The 18751-nt window shown below is 60.6% G+C and carries 22 protein-coding genes and 1 pseudogene; 20 read left to right on the forward strand and 3 right to left on the reverse strand.

Annotated features, from left to right (window positions below; genetic code table 11):
• The first annotated feature begins 10 nt into the window (after positions 1-10).
• The 10 genes from PF66_RS11095 to PF66_RS11140 are packed head-to-tail and all read left to right on the forward strand — an operon-like array spanning position 11 to position 6111.
• Positions 11-985, forward strand: coding sequence for a phage protease (locus PF66_RS11095; RefSeq protein ID WP_054062713.1), 975 nt, complete (start codon positions 11-13; stop codon positions 983-985).
• A gap of 3 nt (positions 986-988) precedes the next feature.
• Positions 989-1384 carry a hypothetical protein gene (locus tag PF66_RS11100; RefSeq protein ID WP_054062714.1) on the forward strand — a complete coding sequence of 132 codons (396 nt, stop codon included), beginning with the start codon at positions 989-991 and terminating at the stop codon, positions 1382-1384.
• Positions 1385-1411: 27 nt separating this feature from the next.
• Positions 1412-2320, forward strand: coding sequence for a Mu-like prophage major head subunit gpT family protein (locus PF66_RS11105; RefSeq protein WP_054062715.1), 909 nt, complete (start codon positions 1412-1414; stop codon positions 2318-2320).
• 2 nt (positions 2321-2322) lie between these two features.
• Positions 2323-2973, forward strand: a complete 651-nt coding sequence (locus tag PF66_RS11110) for an HI1506-related protein (RefSeq protein ID WP_054062716.1) — start codon at positions 2323-2325, stop codon at positions 2971-2973.
• Entirely contained in the window at positions 2973-3464 is a 492-nt protein-coding gene (locus PF66_RS11115) for a phage protein Gp36 family protein (RefSeq protein ID WP_054062717.1), read from the forward strand. Before PF66_RS11110 ends, PF66_RS11115 begins: the two co-directional genes overlap by 1 nt.
• Positions 3464-4033 (forward strand): phage protein Gp37, encoded by a 570-nt coding sequence (locus PF66_RS11120; RefSeq protein WP_054062718.1) that lies wholly within the window; start codon positions 3464-3466, stop codon positions 4031-4033. Before PF66_RS11115 ends, PF66_RS11120 begins: the two co-directional genes overlap by 1 nt.
• The gene (locus tag PF66_RS11125) at positions 4033-4260 is read left to right on the forward strand and encodes a hypothetical protein (RefSeq protein WP_054062719.1); all 228 of its coding nucleotides are present in this window, start codon (positions 4033-4035) and stop codon (positions 4258-4260) included. Before PF66_RS11120 ends, PF66_RS11125 begins: the two co-directional genes overlap by 1 nt.
• The gene (locus tag PF66_RS11130) at positions 4257-5354 is read left to right on the forward strand and encodes a phage tail sheath C-terminal domain-containing protein (RefSeq protein WP_054062720.1); all 1098 of its coding nucleotides are present in this window, start codon (positions 4257-4259) and stop codon (positions 5352-5354) included. Before PF66_RS11125 ends, PF66_RS11130 begins: the two co-directional genes overlap by 4 nt.
• 12 nt (positions 5355-5366) lie before the next feature.
• Complete coding sequence (locus PF66_RS11135; RefSeq protein ID WP_054062721.1) at positions 5367-5738, forward strand: hypothetical protein; 372 nt, start codon at positions 5367-5369, stop codon at positions 5736-5738.
• 4 nt (positions 5739-5742) lie between these two features.
• Complete coding sequence (locus PF66_RS11140; RefSeq protein ID WP_054062722.1) at positions 5743-6111, forward strand: hypothetical protein; 369 nt, start codon at positions 5743-5745, stop codon at positions 6109-6111.
• 7 nt (positions 6112-6118) lie between these two features.
• Here the strand turns inward: PF66_RS11140 and PF66_RS11145 are convergent, their stop codons facing one another.
• The gene (locus PF66_RS11145) at positions 6119-6553 is read right to left on the reverse strand and encodes a hypothetical protein (protein ID WP_054062723.1); all 435 of its coding nucleotides are present in this window, start codon (positions 6551-6553) and stop codon (positions 6119-6121) included.
• On the opposite strand from PF66_RS11145, the gene PF66_RS11150 reads away from it, so the two are divergent.
• The 10 genes and pseudogenes from PF66_RS11150 (at position 6552) to PF66_RS11195 (ending at position 16295) form a co-directional block, all read left to right on the forward strand.
• The gene (locus PF66_RS11150) at positions 6552-8792 is read left to right on the forward strand and encodes a phage tail tape measure protein (protein ID WP_054062724.1); all 2241 of its coding nucleotides are present in this window, start codon (positions 6552-6554) and stop codon (positions 8790-8792) included. The two genes, PF66_RS11145 and PF66_RS11150, sit on opposite strands and share 2 nt — an antisense overlap.
• A gap of 17 nt (positions 8793-8809) precedes the next feature.
• Positions 8810-10117, forward strand: coding sequence for a DNA circularization protein (locus PF66_RS11155; RefSeq protein ID WP_241494324.1), 1308 nt, complete (start codon positions 8810-8812; stop codon positions 10115-10117).
• Positions 10101-11225, forward strand: coding sequence for a phage baseplate assembly protein (locus PF66_RS11160; RefSeq protein WP_241494326.1), 1125 nt, complete (start codon positions 10101-10103; stop codon positions 11223-11225). The genes PF66_RS11155 and PF66_RS11160 overlap by 17 nt, the downstream gene beginning before the upstream one ends.
• A gap of 1 nt (position 11226) precedes the next feature.
• The gene (locus PF66_RS11165; protein ID WP_054062727.1) at positions 11227-11769 is read left to right on the forward strand and encodes a phage baseplate assembly protein V; all 543 of its coding nucleotides are present in this window, start codon (positions 11227-11229) and stop codon (positions 11767-11769) included.
• A gap of 57 nt (positions 11770-11826) precedes the next feature.
• On the forward strand, positions 11827-12177 hold the full coding sequence (locus tag PF66_RS31940; RefSeq protein ID WP_081009832.1) for a phage GP46 family protein: 351 nt from the start codon (positions 11827-11829) through the stop codon (positions 12175-12177).
• Positions 12178-13248 carry a baseplate J/gp47 family protein gene (locus PF66_RS11170; protein ID WP_054062728.1) on the forward strand — a complete coding sequence of 357 codons (1071 nt, stop codon included), beginning with the start codon at positions 12178-12180 and terminating at the stop codon, positions 13246-13248. It abuts the gene before it with no gap.
• On the forward strand, positions 13245-13820 hold the full coding sequence (locus PF66_RS11175) for a YmfQ family protein (RefSeq protein WP_054062729.1): 576 nt from the start codon (positions 13245-13247) through the stop codon (positions 13818-13820). Before PF66_RS11170 ends, PF66_RS11175 begins: the two co-directional genes overlap by 4 nt.
• On the forward strand, positions 13820-14809 hold the full coding sequence (locus PF66_RS33280) for a hypothetical protein (protein ID WP_054062730.1): 990 nt from the start codon (positions 13820-13822) through the stop codon (positions 14807-14809). Before PF66_RS11175 ends, PF66_RS33280 begins: the two co-directional genes overlap by 1 nt.
• A gap of 393 nt (positions 14810-15202) precedes the next feature.
• Positions 15203-15850 (forward strand): annotated as a pseudogene (locus PF66_RS11190) (sterol desaturase family protein); the annotation flags it as partial.
• Positions 15851-15965: 115 nt separating this feature from the next.
• Complete coding sequence (locus tag PF66_RS11195) at positions 15966-16295, forward strand: hypothetical protein (RefSeq protein ID WP_054057386.1); 330 nt, start codon at positions 15966-15968, stop codon at positions 16293-16295.
• A gap of 14 nt (positions 16296-16309) precedes the next feature.
• Here PF66_RS11195 and PF66_RS11200 read toward each other — a convergent pair whose 3' ends face one another.
• The gene (locus PF66_RS11200; protein WP_054062732.1) at positions 16310-16993 is read right to left on the reverse strand and encodes a hypothetical protein; all 684 of its coding nucleotides are present in this window, start codon (positions 16991-16993) and stop codon (positions 16310-16312) included.
• 369 nt (positions 16994-17362) lie between these two features.
• Positions 17363-18694 (reverse strand): PLP-dependent aminotransferase family protein, encoded by a 1332-nt coding sequence (locus tag PF66_RS11205; RefSeq protein WP_054062733.1) that lies wholly within the window; start codon positions 18692-18694, stop codon positions 17363-17365.
• Positions 18695-18751: the final 57 nt, after the last annotated feature.

Below are 18751 nucleotides of genomic sequence, written 5' to 3' on the forward strand. Positions count from 1 at the left end.
CACTGGCGGCATGAAAACACTTCTCGCACTAAACACAGACCTCTCCGCGCTGCCCTCGACCGAAGGGCAGCCGCCCGAGTGGATTGAGCTGATCCCCACTGGACCCACCGTCACTGGTCGAGATGGCCGTACCTGGCTGTTCGATGAGCTGGCCCAGCAACTGGTGCTCGCTGCCTTCACCGAACGCGGTATCGACATGGTGATTGATTGGGAGCACGCCACCGAAGTGTCAGCACCCAAGGGCGAGGAAGCCCCTGCCGCTGGTTGGATTGACCAGCTTGAGCTGCGCGACGGTGCCCTGTGGGGGCATGTCAATTGGACCCCTCGCGCTGGGGGGCAGGTCGTTGCCAAAGAGTATCGCTTTGTATCCCCCGTGTTCGACTACGACGACACATACCGCCGAATTCTTCGGATGGTCAGCGTCGGCCTGACGAACAAACCCAACCTGGTGCTGACAGCACTGAACCATGAGCAGGAGCCTCAAATGGCAATTTCTCTCGCATTGGCGGTAGCCCTCGGTGTGGACCCCACCGCAACCGATGAACAAGCCGTCGCCGCAGTAACTCAACTCAAGGCAACCGCCACCGCACGCAACAACGAACAGCCGAGCCTGGAAAAGTTCGTCCCGCGTGGCGACTACGACCAAGCCGTCTCCCGTGCAACGAACGCCGAAAATGCCCTGGCAACCCGCAAGGCTGATGACCACAAGGCGGTCGTCAATGCCGAAATCGATGCCGCCCTGAAGGCCGGCAAGATCACCCCGGCGACCGCTGACTACCACCGCGCCTGCTGCTCCGAGCAAGCCGGGCTCGACCGCTTCCGCGAGTTCGTAAAGGCCGCGCCGGCTATTGCTGAACCGTCCGGCCTGGGTGATGCGCAACCTCCGAAAACCTCTACCGCGCTGAACGCTGAGCAGCAAGCAGCATGTGCCCAGCTCGGTCTCAACCCGGTGGAGTACGCCAAAACCCTGAAGCCCGAGGCCTAAGCCATGCCGCTGACCGCTGACCGCAATACCCCATACAAACAGACCGACATTGTGGTGATCGGCGCAGGTGCCGGTGTGCGCATCTTCGCGGGTTCCCTGGTCGCGCTGAACGCCAATGGCTTTGCCATTCCGGGCAAGGCAGCAACCGGCCTGACCTACGCCGGCCGTGCCGAGGAATCGGCAGATAACACCTCCGGTGCTGATGGCGCCTTGTCCGTGAAGGTTCGCCGTAACCAAGCCTTCAAGTGGGCGAACGACGGCACCGTCACCCAAGCCCGCTTGCTGAAGCCGGCCTACATCGTCGACGACGCAACCGTGGCGGCGGCTGATGGCGGCGGCACTCGCTCGGCCGCTGGCCTGGTTGTGGGCATCGATTCCGACGGTGTCTGGGTCGAGTAACCCTCTCTATATAGGAGCGCATAGCGCATGCTGGTAAACAAATCTTCCATCCAGGCCGTTTTCATTGGCCTGAAAACCCTGTTCAACAATGCCTTCGCATCGGCTCCCAGCACCTGGGAAAAGATCGCGATGAAGGTGCCGTCCAGCACCGGCAGCAACCTCTACGCCTGGCTCTCAGCGTTTCCCAAGATGCGCCGCTGGGTCGGTGAGAAGCACGTCAAGAACCTCCAGGCCTACAGCTACTCGGTGACGAACGAAGACTTCGAAGCCACCGTCGCGGTCGACCGCAACCATATCGAAGATGACCAACTGGGCATCTATCAACCACAGGCGCAGATGGCGGGTTTCTCGGCCAAGCAGTTGCCTGACGAGATCGTTTATGAGCTGGTGAACGGCGGTTTCGTCTCGCCGTGCTATGACGGTCAGTACTTCTTCGACACCGACCATCCTGTGGCGGGCAATAGCGTCAGCAACATGACCACCAAGGCGCTGAGCATTTCCACCCTGGCCGCTGCCCAGTCGAGCTACGGTGCTGCTCGGACCGCTATGCGCAAGTTCAAGGATGAAGACGGTCGACCAATCAACTGCATCCCGACCGTTCTGCTGGTGCCGCCGGCGCTGGAAGACACCGGTCGGGCGTTGCTCACTGTTGATCGCCTGGAAGACGGCAAGCCGAACCCTTACAAGGGCACTGCTGAGCTGGTTGTCGAGGCTCGGCTCACTTCGGATACCGCGTGGTTCCTGATCGATACAAGCAAGCCCGTCCGACCGTTCATCTATCAGGAACGTAAGGCCCCGGTGTTCGTGCAGCAAATCGACGCTGAGGCCACCGACGTATTCAACCGCAAGGAATTCAAGTTCGGTGCTGAAGCGCGGGCGGCGGGCGGCTACGGCTTCTGGCAGATGGCCTTCGGCTCGACTGGTACGGGGAGCTGATCATGGGTGTCGTGATCAAGTCCAAGATTGATGGCTTTCGTCGCGGTGGCATCGCCCACAGCGCCGAAGGCACCTTCTACGCGGATGGCGAGCTGACCGAGCAGCAACTGGAGCAATTCCGCCGTGAGCCTCAACTGGTGGTGGCTGAGCAAGCAGTGCCAGGTGCAACTGCAAGCCAAAGCAATTCGTCTCCGGTTCTGATGCAGGAAATGGGCGAAACCATCGCTGAGCTGGAGCACGAGCTGGAGCAGACCAAGGCGGGTTTGCTGACGGCCTCGTTCGATCTGGAGAAGGCCCGTGCCGGCTTGCAGTCCGCGTGTTCCGACCTGGTGAAAGCGCTCGATCGCCAAAAGGCAGCCCCGGCTCTGATCGTTGAAGCAGCAAAGCTGCTGGCTCCCGCAGATCCCGCGCAGGAAGGCGTGATTTGCATCCTGCCTGACAGCCTGGCCGGCCTCGTCACCGAACACCTCAAGGCGCTGGAGGCGCAGGACGATGAACATAAATCGACGCTCGACAGTTCCGGCGGTGCTGAGCCGTCGTCGAGTACGCCGCCGGTTCCGGCAATGGCTCCGGCTTCTGGTGATCACTCGGACGCTGTGACCGAGAAGGCTGCGGGTAAACGCGGTGCAGCCAGCAAGAAGGGGGCTGAGTAATGAATCTCTCGCTGCCGAGCGCAATCGCGATCATCACCCGTTTCGGTTCCAAGGAAATGGCGGACCTTGCGGTCCCTCAAACCCACCGGCCTATTGATGGTGAGCTGCTGGAGGCGGCTGCCAATGGTGAGTCTTTGGATGACTGGGCACCGGAGGACGTGGCGTCGGCCGTGGCTGCGTTGGCAAGGATCGCTGACGCCTCGGGCCGTGCTCGCAGTGAGGTTCAGTACTACTTGCGGTATCGCCAGCCGGGGCAGGACGCCCCGGACTGGGTGGCTGATGACCTGCCTGAGCTGACCCGTTTTCACCTGTACGGGGAGAAGGCCAACGCCGAATCGGCTGTTCGTCTGCGATATCGCGACATCATCAAGCGACTGGAGAACCTGGCCGCCGAGGATGAGAAGCGAGGCGCGGCCGAGTCTGGGCAATCTGGGCTCCAGATCAGCCACCAGCCACGGACGTTCAGCCGCTCGACCATGAGGGGGCTGTGATGCTGGGCGAGCTGGAGGACGCCATTCAGGGACGTTTGGGCGAGCTGCTGAAGCAATTGCCGCGACTGCATGTCGGCAGCTACGGCGGCGAACTGAGCGACCCTGATCTGTTGGTCGACCTTCTCAAGCTCACCCCGAGCGTGCTGATCACGACCCCGAAAGTGACGTTCCGCAAGGCGAGTCAGGCCCGGCGTTACGCGGCAGCGGTGGTGTTCCGCCTGGTCATCTCAAGTCGCTCAGTGCGCGGCGAGCGTGAAACCCGGCGCGGCACCGTACCCACTGACCCCGGCAGCTACTGGATCTGGGAGAGCTGCATGCGGTTGCTGACTGGCTGGCAACACAAACCGGGCGGTGCTCGGGTGTCGCCGACCGAGTTCGCAAACCTGGTGAACGGTAAGTTCGACGCCAGCCACCTGTCGGTGCTGGGCCAGAGCTTCGCCGTCGAGCTGGACTGGGAGATCCCTGAAGAAGAACTGCCAATCCTGGAAGGCATTGACCTGTCGTACCACGTGCCGGCTGACAACCCGGAAGTGGTCGTAACCGATTCGATTGAACTGAGGAACCTGTGATGCGTGTGATTGCCACAGTGCACCCCGTGCCAATGCTCCAGGCCGGCGACCAGTCGGGCGGCTTTATCAAGCCAGCCCCGGCTGATCCGGTCGACGTACCTGAGCACTCTTACTACCAGCGCCGCGTTGCTTCCGGCGAGTTGAAAGTTGTGGCTGACGATCAGCCAGCCACTGCCAGTACCGTCAAAGGCGGTGCCAAAACGGCCGCCAAGGATACCGCCCAATGACCATTCCGTTTGACACGATCCCGTCGAGCATTCGCAAGCCCGGCGTCTACATGGAGTTCAACTTGCGGATGGCGGTGCGGAACCTGCCGACCAATCCCCAATCCATCTGCCTGGTTGTCCCACTGGGCGCCGATGCCACCGCTGAGCCTCTGGTGCCGGCTCAGGTCTACGACGCGACCGAGGCGCAGGCTCAGTTCGGGCCGGTGGCTGGTGAAATGGTTGCGGCTCTGCTCGCAGCCTACCGCTATGCCGCCGTGTCCTGTGTCGGTATCGCTGTGACCGGCTCCGATGAGCCAGATATCTCGGCAGCTTTGGCGTCAACGGCCCTAGGCGGTTACACCATCCTGGTGCCGGCCTGGTTCACTCAGGCGGCCATGACGGCGTTGCGCACTCACATCAACACATATACCGATTCGATTGAGCAGCAATCCATCCTCGGTGTTGGTGCTGTCACGTCGACCATTTCCGCTGCCACTGCCCTGGCCGCATCGCTGAACAGTGGGGCCATCAGCCTGGCGCTGCTGCCGGGTACGTCATCGTCTGCACGCCAGGTTGCTGCCGCGTACGCAGCAATGATCGCTTCTGAACAAGACCCGGCCCGGCCACTCAACACCCTCGTCCTCACGGGAACTGCCGTTCCGCCAGTCGCCAAGCGCCTGGGCCGAACTGAGCAAGAGACCTGTCTGAAGAACGGCGTCACCCCGCTGGAAGTCGGCGCAGGTGATGTGGTGCAGATCGTTCGTGCTGTCTCGACCTACACCAAAAGCGCGGCCGGTGCCGATGACGTTTCGCTGCTCGATCTGACCACCATTCGCACGCTGTACTACGTGCGGCAGGCCTGCCGTGACCGGATTCGTTTGCGCTTCCCGCGCGACAAGCTGTCGAACCGGACTCCGGCAGCGGTGCGTGGCGAGCTGCTGGACGTACTCAAAAAGCTGGAGGACCTGGAGATTGTCGAGGCCGTGGATGACAACGCAGACGGCCTGGTCGTCGAGCGATCTGGTCAAGACGTGAGCCGGTTGAATGCCTCTATCCCTGCTGACGTTGTGAATGGCCTGCATGTCTTTGCTGGCCGAATCGACCTGTTGCTGTAACCGGAGATCCCTATGTCTGATAACTACGTAGGGCAGATCGTTCTGTCCATCAACGGCCAAGACTATGACGTCAAGAGCCTTGACCACTCGCTGAAAACCGGTCGCACCGTCGTCAAGACGATGAACCGCACTGGCCGCCCCAAAGGCACCGCCAAGGGCATGGAAGACCATGAGCTGCGTGTCTCGGTCGCGATCCCGAAGACGGGTGAGCCGAACTGGCGGGCGATGCTTGACGCCAAGATCACCATCGAGCCTGTCGATGGAGGTGGTCAGCGCGAGACATGGACAGGTGTCGCGCTGATGGAAATGGGCAGTAAGTACCAGTTGGAAGGTGAGGCCACCCGTGACCTGACCCTTTCCGCTCTCAACTACTACATGGAGTGAGGTTATGACTGACCAAAGCAAGCGTTGGGAAGGCCTGACGATCAAGGGTGAGTTGGAAATCGGCGTGTGGTACGCGGGCACGCGGCACAAAGAGTTCACTCTGCGTGTTGCGGTCGCTGGTGACATGGTGGCGGCCCAGCAACAGCACCCCGAGGGCCCGCTGCAACTGATCACTGTTGAGGTCTACCGTCGCCAGTTGCTCGCTCTCGGCGAGATCCCTGCCGAGGCGCTGACGACGGAGCTGTTGCTGGAAGAGTTGGCTGAGTCCGACCTGGCCTTGATCGCTGACGCGGATGTCAGCCTGGAAAAAAAGCTGAAGCCGCAGAAGGCGGCACAGCCCGAGACTGGCGACGCATCGAGCACGCCCTCGTAAGGCATGGCTACCGGCTCGACGAAATCCGGTCAATGACACGGCAAGAAATCGACACGCGTATTGACCTGCTGATCGGCAGGAAGAAAAACACGACTCGATATGTCGCCAGGGGCAAAGGGAAGAAAAGACGATGACTATCCAATGTGTGGCGCTCCCCAAGGCTGACTTTGAGGCTCTTGAAAATTCGTTCCGCGCTCATCGTAGCGCCGCGCTTCTTGTGCTGGGAGCGCCTGAGCCGATGGTGGCCTTTCAAGAGGATCTGGTCGCCGCTGGTAAGCGACTGGGCCTGTCCCCTGGAGGGCCTGGGTCTTACCTGGTGAAGCTCCGGCCGGGTGGTGATGCCCACCTCTGCTGGGAAGTAGACAAGGCCGAGACTCGGCACTAATTCAAGGCCCGATTCGGGCCTTTCTTCTGTATGAAAGTCTTTGGGAGATTCGGTCATGAATTCGGACCTGCGCGTAGCCTTGCGCCTTCAGGCGCACTCGGGTGATGCACGCCGCGAAGTGCAGGCGCTCGACAATACACTGCGCGATGCCGGCAAGAAGGGAGCGCGCACCCTCACTGACGAGGCAAACAAGTCCGGTGCCGCATTGCGTAACGCCGGCCAGGCCGGCGCGGCTAGCTACAAGATCATTCGCCAGGCCGTGCGTGAGGTAGCGCAGGGGCAAGGTGTTTGGCGTGCTGGTGTTACGCAATCCACTAGCGCTCTGAAAACGATGGGCGAAACCGCGCGCAAGGCCGCGAACGACACGAAAACCGAGCTTGCCAAGGCCGCAAAAGAAGGCTCCGAGCCGCTTCGCCAGTCCGTCGACAAGACTGAAGCCAGCATGCGTCGGTTGGCTCAGAGCGGCGGTAATAACCTGCGCCTTCTCAAGCGTCTCGCGACCGGCGTTCGTGAAGAGTTCGACCGGCTCAAGCGGTTTGGCGGCACCGCTCAGGGGCAGCTCGCCGGGCTTGGTCTGGGCTTCGGAGTAGCGGCCGGCCTGACTGGTAGTGCCCGTCTGGATCGCCAGTTGATCCGCACCCAGCAGACTGCCGACATGTCGAACGCTGAGCGGGACGAGTGGCGAGCGGAAGGGTTCCGCATCGCCAAGAAATACGGCCTCGACCGCGAGGGAGTGGACAGTGGTTTCAACACGCTGATTGCATCCGGGGTCAACTACAGCGCGGCGAAGAAGACCGCTGATGCCATCGGGCAAGGGACGGCTGTAACTGGTGCTGACTCGGCTGTGTTGGGCAAGGCAGTGGTAGCGGGCGCCAGTGCGTTTAACCTGGACCTGAACAAAGAAGGCGTTGCGCTGGATCTGCTGCAAAAGATGACGGTAGCCGGTCGCCTCGGTAACGCTGAGCTTGAGAACCTGGCCGACCTGTTCCCGAAGATTGGGGGTGCTGCTCAGGCGGCGGGTATGTCGATCTCGCAGGCACTGGCGTTCACCGAAACGCTGTCCACGGTTGAACTTCAGCCAGAGCGATTGGGTACTTTAGCCGAATCGACTTTGCGAGTATTCAGCAACAAAACCTATCGTGATCAAGTTACTAAGGCGTCTGGCGTTAAGTTCTTTAACAAAGATGGAAGTTCGCGAAATCCAGAAGATGTTTTTTCGGACTTGAAGCGAAAGTATGATCGTATGAAAACAGATGAGCAGCGCGCAAAGTTTATGGGCGTTGTATTTAAAGGCATGGACCAAGATACAATTCGCGGTGCGCGAATTATGTTGACGGGCGATAAGAACAAGAAGTTTGCTGAACAGTCGAAAGAGATTGAGCAGGCCAAGCCCATCTTTGAAAAAGACCTTGTGGACAACGTGAACAGCGCCACAGGTGCCGGTAGCCGCATGAAAGCCACGCTCAGCCAGGCCATTGACCGCATGGCGCAGCCGTTGAACAAAGGCTTTTCCGAGTTTGGGAGTTACCTACTGGATGACCTGAACTTGTCTGGTGAGCAAATGTTGGCCGGCGGTGCCCTGGCTGGTATTGGTGGTTATTACGCAGGTCGCGGCGCAAAAGCGGGTGTAGGTGCTTTGTTCAATAAGTTCTTGGGCGGGCCGGAGACACTTAAAAATATCGCAGTCGGTAAAGTGCTTGAAGAGGCGGCCGGCGTTACTTCGGTATTCGTTACAAACTGGCCGGCAAATATCGGCGCTGGTGGTTCCGTGACACCAGAGATTCCAGGGGCGGCTAAGTCGAAGTGGGGCATGCCGAGTTGGAAAGCAGGTGGTGCGGCCCTTTTGGCACTGGCGGGCGGCGTGACAAGCGGGTCGACAGAGAACACCGACGAGGGCCGGTTGCATGCTGCTGAGAATTCAAAGCTGCTCAACGACAAGCAGCGCGCCTATCAAACGGCCTTCTACCGAAACCGCATCGATCTGGCGAAGGACAACCCGGATGCCTCGGACGACTGGATTTCGAGTCAGGCACAGCGCCTGGCGCATGACCAGACCGGGCTAACCGCGTCCGGTGGATCTGTTGATGGGGCTCGGGCATGGGCGGCAAACGCCTCTCAGCGCCTCACTGATGCAGCGCTGGCTCCTATGCAGCAGGCGAGCGGCCAGAGCCCCGCAGACGCCAAGTTGCAGGCGCTACTGTCGAGGCCGCTGGTCATCGACCTGCGCCTTGATTCGAACGCAATCCAGGCTGAGGTAGAGCGTCGGACGGACATTCAAGTGAGGCGCGGCCAATGAGTTGGGCGGAGAACTTGTTGGACGCCTCGTTCCGGGGCGTACCGTTCGATGTGGTTGAAGAAAGTGTTCAGGCCGAGCGCTCGCTGGCACAGCATGGGACGCCTTATCAGGACGGCGATGCGGTTGAGGACCTAGGGCAAGGCGCTCGGGTCTACATGATGCGAGCCGTGCTGTTCGGCACCAACTATGAGTTCGAGCTGCGGACGCTTCTCGACGCGCTCGACACCATTGGGCCGGGCGAGCTTGTGCACCCGGTGTACGGCAGTGTCGCGGTCGTGTCGAAAGGCTACACGGTGCATCACGGCGCAGACCGCCCAGACTACGCGCAGGTCGAGCTGAATTTCGTCGGACATAAGCCAGACGAACCGTTCTTCACGCGTGACCTCATCTACACCATCGAGCAAAAGATGCTGGTGGAGGATGAGTACACCTGGCAGGACGGCATCTTTGACTTTCTGGCTGCTATCGACAGCCTGGTGGCCGAGATCCAGGAATGGATTGGCGGCGGCTGGACGGGGTTACTTGAGAAGGCGCTCGGCCTGCCGGGGATCGGGTTGCGGCTGCAACAGTTGCGTAGCCAGATCCTCGGCGTCGTGTCCGGGGTCGTCGACCTGTTCAAGAGCAACCCGCTCTCGGCCTTCGACCCGCTGACTGACCTGCTGCGCACGCCGACCGAGATCCGCAGTGTCATTCAGGGCAGCACGCCGACCGACTCGCGCTCACTGCTGTCGCGCAGTGGTGTCCCTTTCGCGATGCCGGGTGCCGAAAGCCTGACCGCTGATGCGGCTCGGGCCGGGTCCGCGTTTCTGCTGGCTGCCCGACAAGGTGTTGAACCGGACTCAGCGGTACTGCCGGCTGAGATGCCAAGCGATCCGGTCGAGGCCACTGCGCTGGGCCTAGTCGTACTGACAATCACTGAGCTGGCCGTCTCCCATGTGCAGGCTGTGGCCGCTGTCATCGATGACGAGGCGACGGCGCAGACGCTGAGCCCGGATGATCTAGAGCGCCTTGTCAACCTGGCGCGCTCGTTGGCCGAGTCTGCGGTGTTGTTGCACCGTCGCCTATACGACGTCGAATCCGCGTTGCCGGTGATCAATGCACTGCGTTCAGTCGCTGGCCTGGTGCAAGCGCGCGCTCGGTCGGTGATTTTGCTCAGTCCACCACTGGTTGAACGCACTGTCTCCAGCGCCACCAGTTTGCGGCGGCTGGCCCACCACTGGTACGGCGACCATGCACGTGCCGAAGAGCTGATGCGGCTCAACCCAGGGCTGAAAGCCCCACACAACATCGAAGCCGGAGAAGTGCTACGTGCCTACGCCAAATGACGCAATCCGCCTGACCATTGGCGGTATGACCCACGCGACATGGGACGGGTGGTCGGTCGAGTCGGACCTGCTCACACCGTCTGACGCGTTTGAGCTTGAGTTGTACGTCCGTGATACGGCCAGGCTGCCAAAAGTCCTGGTCGAGGGGGCCAGTTGCACGCTGAACCTCGGCCGTGACCGGGTGCTGACGGGACAGGTCGACGAGTTTGAACACGACGTCAGCCGCAGTGGTATCGCAATCCGAATTAACGGCCGCGACGGTGCTGCTCCCCTGGTCGACTGCTCTTGTCCTTTCGTTGCCATGCGCGAGGCATCGCTTGATGAGGTGATCAGCAAGGTGGTTAAGCCGCTGGGGATCAGCAAGATTGATGTGCGCGAGAAGTCGGCCAAGGGCAAGGGGCGTCGGCGTGTTCAGATTGAGCCAGGCCAGACCGCTTGGGAGGCATTGCTGCAAGCCGCTGAGGCAAGTGGTCTGTGGCCGTGGTTCGAGCCAGACGGAACGCTGGTGGTCGGTGGGCCGGACTATGACGCGGCACCCGTCGACGGCCTGGTGCTACGCCTAGACGGCATGGGCAACAACGTTGAGCGGCTGTCCGTGCGGCGATCAATCGCGAACCGCTACAGCCAGATCACCGTCCTCGGCCAGCATGGTCAGTACAGCAATGATGGCCTGGATACAAAGCGCTCCCACCTTCAGTCGGTCATCAAGGACGAGACGTTGGCCCAGCGTGGCATCTTCCGGCCGAAAGTGGTGATCGACAACAGCACCGAGAACCAAGACATGGCGACGACCAGAGCGCGAAAGCTACTGGCGGACAGTCGTCTTGAGGGGTTCGAGATCCGCGCAATCGTCAAAGGGCATCGGACAGCATCCGGCCTGGTCTGGAATCCGGGGCAGCGGGTGCACGTCTACAGCGAGCCGCACGGCCTGAACGCCGTCTACTTCCTGATGGCTCGCACGATGCGGCTCACTCGCGGGCAGGGTGCAATCACCGAGCTGCGGTTGCGAGAGGACAAAATGTGGGTGCTGGACGGGGCCAAGATCAAGAAACACAAGGGCAAGTCCAATCCGGATGCCGCCTTTATCGAACAGATCAGGAGCGCTTGATATGACTGGGCTAGCAAGGCAGGTCCGTGAGCAGGTGCAGCGTGCTCTACAGCAGGTGCGTCAGGCATTCCGGGCGGTGGCTGCCGGTAACACCCAGGGCAAGCTCCAGGGCGTGCAGATGGAGGGCCTGGCCGGTGAGGCTGTCGATGGGGAGCTGTTCCAGCACTACGGTTTCACATCGGCGCCGCTGGCCGGTGCTGAGTACATCGTCATCCCGGTCGGCGGCAGCACGAATCACGCTGTGGTTGTTGCAAGCGAAGACGGTCGCTACAGGTTGGCGGTACAAGGCGGCGAAGTCGCCTTGTACACCGACGAAGGCGATTACGTTCATATGAAGCGCGGACGTGTCATTGAAGTTGAGACGGATACGCTTCGGATTAAGGCGACCACAAAAGTTATCTTTGATACGCCTGTGATCGAAACGACTGGCGATATCAAGGGTGCAGGCGAGATTGCAGACCGTGTTCGAAGTATGCAGGCCGACCGGGATATTTATAACGTTCATGGGCATAATCAGGGGCCTCCCCCGGACAAACAGCAGTAGGTTTGGCTTACATTCCGTTGAAACTCACTGGTCGATAAAACTTGTCATTCTGCCTGTATGGACGCAGGCATAGACCCAAATACAGGCGACGCAACTGGACAGCGAATCTACACGCTGGCTAATGCTGTCTACATCCGAATCGCAACCCCCCTCGGGAGCTACTGGGCAGCTCCCGAAATTGGTTCCCGCCTGCATGAGCTGCGCCGCGAGAAAGATCTTTCTCGGGTGGGCACATTAGCTAAGCAATACGCTGAGGACGCACTTAAGCAACTGCTTGATGACGGCCGTGCTACTGCGATCAGCGTAACCACTGAACAGCCACATAACGGCTGGCTCAACCTTGATATCAACGTCACGGACGCCACTAGCAATTTGCATGTGTTTCGTTTCCCTGTAAGGGTTATTTAAATGGCCATCTCGTTTCTCTCGTTCGAAAGTATTCTCGGGCAGATCCTGCGTGATATTCGCAACTTGCAGCCTGAGGCCGATATCGGCAAGGACAGCGACAATTACGCTCGCTCGGCTGCTTTTGCGGCGGCCGTCGAAGGGCTCTATCAGAAGCTGGCATGGGTGTATCGTCAGATATTTGCGGACACCGCAGATGATGATGAATTGCTGCATCACGCGGCGATTCAGGGGTTGTTTCAGAAAGATCCGGTAGCGGCCACGGCGCCAGTGCTTTTGAGCGGTACGCCTGGCGTCATTCTGCTGCAAGGATCGACGCTCACTCATCTCATCACAGGGGAAAAGTTTGCGACGACTTCAGGTGCGCAGATTGGTCCAGATGGAACTGTGGCTGTTAGCGTCCGTGCCAATACAGCCGGTGTCGCTCTCAATGGTTTAAGTGGAGATCTGGTAATTACTAGCCCGCCGTTGGCTATGTCCAGTTCTGCAAGTTTTGTTGGCGAAACTGCTGGTGGTGAGGACGCTGAAACGCTGGACTCCCTGCGTGCCCGGTATTTGGATCAAGTCCAAACACCCCCAGCGGGTGGAACTGCTGAGGACTACAGGAAATGGGCTCGGCAAGTTGATGGCGTAGCTGATGCGCTTGTGTTGGTTGGTCGTCGGGGCGGCGGTACGGTCGACGTGGTGATAACCGGCAGTAGCGGGGTTCCATCAGAGGAAGTCATTTCTAACTGCAAAAAACATATTGAATCAAAGTGTTCAGTAATCGCCGACGTATGGGTTTATGTCCCGACTGTCAGAGTGATTGATTCTACGGCCCTGGTTGAATTGGCCAGCGGCTACAACTTGTCCGATATTGAGTCTGCTGCCCAGGCTGCTTACAACACATTGCTCGGTGCCATTCAGCCGCAGGATGGTCTTAAACGGTCGCAGATTGAGGCAATGCTAAACAACTTGGCTGGGGTTACTGATCGCCTTCTGACAACCCCAACGGGCAACGTCAAGGCGTCGGATGATCCTGCCCTTGTCGGGTGGATTCGCCCCGGCACCATCACTCTTGGGCTGATGGAATGACGACGCTCGCCGACCAGTTGCGGTTGCTGCTCCCGCCCGTCTCGTATGACGGTACAGCCCCGAGGTTGTCAGCAGCCATTGAGGCTGAGGCATCCGCGCTCACCCTGACTGACGATAAGGCCGAGGCAGTTGGTGCGGCGTTGTTCGCCGATACGGGTATGGGTTTGGCTGATTGGGAGCGCGTCCTTGCGTTACCTGATCCATGCCTTGTCGGAGTGCCGCAAACGACTCGGCAGCGCATTCAGGCTGTTGTTAGCAAGCTGAGTAGTCGAGATGGGCGGAGCAAGCCATTTTTTATCGCGCTGGCAAAGGCACTGGGCTATGACGTCACGATCACCACATTTCGCCCTGCCAGGGCAGGTATAGCCCGCGCTGGCGATGCGCTCTACGGCGGGGACTGGAGCTTCGCATGGCGAGTCAATGCGCCGGCAGTGACTGTCAGTCACGCCGTGGCTGGGATGGCTGCGGCGGGTGATCCGCTGGCAGTGTGGGGAAATAAATTGCTGGAATGTCGACTCAGCCAAATGAAGCCTGCTGAGTCCATCTTGCTATTCGGCTATGGAGATAACTGATGCAAAGAATTGGTGACAGCACCTCGACAGCCAATGGCTCGAAGGAGTTTACGCAAGGACAGCCGGCATCGGGTGTAGATGCCACGTTGCTAACTCCCGCTTGGCTCAACGCTATTCAGCGGGAGCTTGTGAACCTAATTGTAGGGGCTGGGATGGACATCGTCCCTAGTGATGATTCTCAAGTTCTGAATGCGGTAAAGGCGCTCCAGGCCGCTGCCGGGACCTGGGCAAAGCTCGCTAACAAGCCGACCACTGTCGCTGGGTTCGGCATAACTGATGCGTTCACCAAGACAGAAACTTCAAGCGCTATTCAAAAAGCAGTTTCAGACCTAGTTGCATCTTCGCCTGCTGCGCTAGACACGTTGAATGAGCTTGCTGCGGCTCTTGGCAATGACCCGAATTTCGCAACCACCATGACGAACGCTCTGGCGGGCAAGGCGGCGAAAGCAACGACCCTCTCGGGATATGGCATCACTGATGCTTATCCAAAGACCTCGACCTACTCCCAGGCCGAGATTACGGCTCTGTTGGCCGCTATTACGGATCGCTTGGTCCAGGCAACAGAGACAGTCCAGGGGATCGCTCGGGTGGCTTCTCAGGTGCAGGTGGATACCGGCAGCGATGATACGGCGGTGCTCACATCCAAGAAGTTCCGCTCGGCTAAGGCCACCTGCTCGGCCTGGGTGTCATGGAACGGCACTGGAACGGTCGCGGTGCGAGACAGTTTCAATGTTTCGAGCATCACCGATAACGGTGTGGGGGACTTCACAATCAACTTTGCCACCCCACTGGCAAACCCTAACTACAGCTTTTGCTACACCGTGGGTGGCATCTCCAACGCACTCAACCTCTCAAGTGGTGGCTCGGTAGCTCCCACAGTCTCCGCGTTGCGAGTGACAAGCGTCAGCGCTGCCGGTATGGGCACTGGCGCGAATTTCGTGATGACGGATTTCCCCTACAACAGCGTTCAAGTTTTCGGAGGTAAGTGATGGCTCTGCGTATCGTGTATCAAATCCCAGGTGAGCCAGTGGCTGTCATGACCCCATGTGAGTGTGGGCTGACCATTGAAGATATCGGTATCAAGGACGTGCCCGCCGGTGTGGCTTTCTGGGTCGTGCAAGAGGCGGTAATCCCGCTTGACCCGGAGGCCCGCTTGGGCTGGTCACTCAGCGTTGAGCAGTTGGGGGCGCCGTCGGGCGTTGGGGGGAGCAAGTAACTTCGCTATGTCTAGGCTCCGCGATCAGCGGCGGTGCCAAATCCTCTGCGAAGCGGTGCCAAATCCGGCGCGCGCTTACATCTCTTCACCCCTGAACCGGACCGCCGCCGCCCCACGCGCCGGCTGCTACGCTGCTGTCAATCACCACAACAGCTGGAGCCCGACCATGCGCAACCCCATCCCGGACTTCCGCGCGCGTTACCGCGCCGCCGTTCACCCGCGCTACAACCCTTGGCTGCATGGGGGTTTCGTCCTGGCTTACGGGGCGCTCTGCATCGGCCTGTTGTGGCACTCGCTGCACGCGTTGCAGCCAATGGAATGGCTGGCCCTGCCGCTGTCGCTGCTGTTCTTCAACCTGTGTATCTATGTCGTGCACCGCTGGCTGGGGCACCACCGGCAGCCGTTCGCCCGGCTGTTCTATGCCCGCCATACCGGTGACCATCACAGTTTCTTCGGCCCCGGCTACATGACCTGCGACACGGCACGGGATTGGCGGGTGGTGCTGTTTCCCGCCTGGCTGATCGTGCTCCACAGCCTGGTGTTCGCCCTGCCGCTGTGGCTGGCCCTTCTGCCATTGAATGCCAATGTCGCGGCGCTGTTCGCCAGCGGCACCCTGCTCGGCTACCTGGCCTATGAGGTGTTCCACGCCTGCGAACACCTGCCGGCGAAGCATCCGCTGGCGCGCCTGCCGTGGATCCGCCAGATGCGCCGGCTGCATGAGCTGCACCATCGGCGCGAACTGATGCAGGGGCGCAATTTCAATATTGTGCTGCCATTGATGGACTATCTGTTCGGCACCCTGCACTGGGAACCGCTGGAGGACTGACAGGCCTCAGCCACCCGTCCAGACAGCAGGCACATTGATGGCCCCGCGACCGTTCAGCAACAGCCAGAATCACTTTATTTTCAGGCAGTTAGGTTGAGCATAGATGCGAACGGTATGGACCACGCTGATCTCGTTTTCCCTCGCAGGCGTAGCGCTATGCGCCGATGGCAAGGAACTGAAGCCCAATGATCGCTACATGTGCAGTTGGGGGGCCGGCACCGCGGCGCGGGCGCAGGAACTGAAGCTGTCGGGGGTTTCGCTGTATGCCGCGCGGCAGAAGATCCAGGCCTACAAATTCAGCAAGGGCTGGATGCGCATGATGGCCCTGGGTATCACCGAACAGACCTACGACAGCCCGTCACGGCTCAAACCCGAGGCCATCCGCCGCGGTTTCTATGAGGATTGCGTCAAGTACAAACTGGCACGCCGCTGACTGGGAACGGCCGCTCAGTTGCTCGCCATCCGTTCCACATTGCCCGAGGTCACCAGCGCCTTGAGCGAGGCATCGAACCGTTTCAGGGCATCGACCTGTAGGTCGCGCTGCTGGTTGATCTGTGCGGCGATCTCCGGCGCGGCCTTGCCCTTGACCCACACCGAAGACAGTTGCTTGCCGGTGGAGCCTTCGGCCTGGCCGATGTATTGCAGGTTCGCGTCATAGAACTTGGCGATGAAGCGGGCCTCGAACTGATTGTTGCGCTTGGTGACCAGGCGGCTGTAGGTATCGAGCATCACCACCACGTCAGGGCGGGCCTGCACCACCGCATCGAGGTTGTCGTAAACGGTCACCGAAGCGAATTGCTTCTGCAACGAACCCTTGAGCCAGTCGATCGCCAATTTCGGGTCCGAACTGTTGACGAAGGCGCTGCTGATGCGCGAATCGAGGGCATCGTTCTTCGCCCCGTTCAGCGCAACGCTGTGGTAGCGCTCCAGGTACTCGAGCGTATTGACGGTGTTTTCGCTGTACAGCACACCGACCGAGCGGGCCTGCTTCAGGCTGAAGCCGCTGTCGGCCACCGGCAGGAAGTGGCAGGCCTGGTCGCCATTGGCGCTCTCGGCGGCCTGGGCGGGAAAGGTGGTGGCGATACCTGTGCTGAGGACGGCGACAAAAGCCAGCAGGGTTGAAATTTTCATCGCTCGGGTTCCTTCAAAAGCAGGTTCGGTATGTCGCTATCTTCCTCTTTCGCTCAAAAAACAGAACTTGCGTTTTTTGATGGTCACTATCAACCGAACGAATGATGGAAGGCAGCAAGCTGCAAGGGCTGACATTTGCGCCGACCTCGCCCCCCTTCCCTGGCAGTAGGCCGTGCTACTGCTTACGCAACTGCCACACACGTGCTGCAGATACAGGCTCTAGCCTAGCAGAGCGCTGGCACCGGTGTAGGGTTTTTCTGACCCTTTGGACAGCCTGCATTCAAGATTCGGCAACGGCCAGGCCAGCGCTATAACCCCCTGTGCTATCGAGTCCACGATCCAGCACTTTTGCGTCTGAACAGCGGCCGATCAGGACGCGGCCTCGATCACCCATTTCACCTTTTTCAGCGCTTCACGCAGCACCGTCATGTCCACCGAACCGAGCGCCAGGCGGATCGCATGGGGCACATGGGCCGAAACGGCAAAGGGCTCGGCGGTCGACACCGAGACGTTCAGGTCCAGCAGCGCCTTGGTGATCCGGTCCGCCCGCGCCTCCTCGGCCAGCGGCAGCCAGAGAAAGTAGGAGGCGGGATGGGTGATGCACGGCAACCCCGCCAGCACCTCGGCGGCCAGGGCCTGGCGGGCGCGGGCATCGCGGCGTTTTTCGGTTTCCAGGCGGGCGACCGTGCCATCCTCCAGCCAGGCACAGGCCAGGGCCGTCATCACCCCCGGCGTGTTCCAGGTGGTGGCCCTGATCGCCCGCTGCACCAGCGGCACCTGGGGCAACGGCACGGCGATAAAACCGACCCGCAGGCCGGTGGCGACATTCTTCGACAGTCCCGAAACATAAATCGTCCGCTCGGGCGCCAACGCGATCAGCGGTGCCGGTGGATCTTCGGCCAGGAACGCATAGGCACCGTCCTCGATCAGCCAGAGATCGTGCCGCCGGGCCAGGGCCACCAGGTGCTCGCGCTGCTCGAGATCCAGCACCCAGCCCAACGGGTTGTGCAGCGTCGGGATGGTGTAGAGCGCCCGCACGCGGCGTGTTCGACACAGTTGCTCGAGCGCCGCCAGGTCGGGCCCGTGCGGGAGCACGGGGATCGGCAGGATTTCCAGGTGCAGGGCCTCGGCCATCACCTTGAAACCGGAATAGGTCAAGGCATCGGCGGCGATCACGTCGCCAGGCTGCAGCAGCGCCATCATCGTCACCGCCAGGCCATGCTGGGCGCCGCCGACGATGAGCACCTGCTCGGGCGTGACCGTCACGCCACGCACCCGCAGATGGCGGGCCACGCTGTTGCGCTCGTGCTGGCGGCCCGCGTGGGGCTGGTAGCGCAGCAGGGACTCGAGGTCGCCCGACAGCGCCAGTTGGCGCAGGCCGTTGCGCAGCAGCTCCGACTGGCCTGGCAGCGAGGGATAGTTGAAGTTGAGGTCGGCCACGCCCACGGCGATTTCCGGCTGGTCGATGCCCTGCCCCGGCGGCAGGGTGGTTTCCCGGACGAAGGTGCCGCGCCCGGTCTCGCCGCTGACCAGGCCCATGTTCTCCAGCTCGCCATAGACCCGCGTGGCGGTGACCAGCGCCACCCCGTGGGTTTCGGCCAACTGCCGGTGGGTCGGCAGGCGGCTGCCCGGTGACAGCCTGCCCGAGCGGATATCCGCAGCGAGGGTGTCGACCAGCGTCTTGTAGCGCAGACGTGGCATGTGAAAGCGTATCCATGACAATTTTTTGATTGTCATCATGGTCGACCCTAGCATGCC

The sequence above is a fragment of the Pseudomonas asplenii genome, from assembly GCF_001293465.1.
Classification (GTDB): domain Bacteria; phylum Pseudomonadota; class Gammaproteobacteria; order Pseudomonadales; family Pseudomonadaceae; genus Aquipseudomonas; species Aquipseudomonas fuscovaginae_B.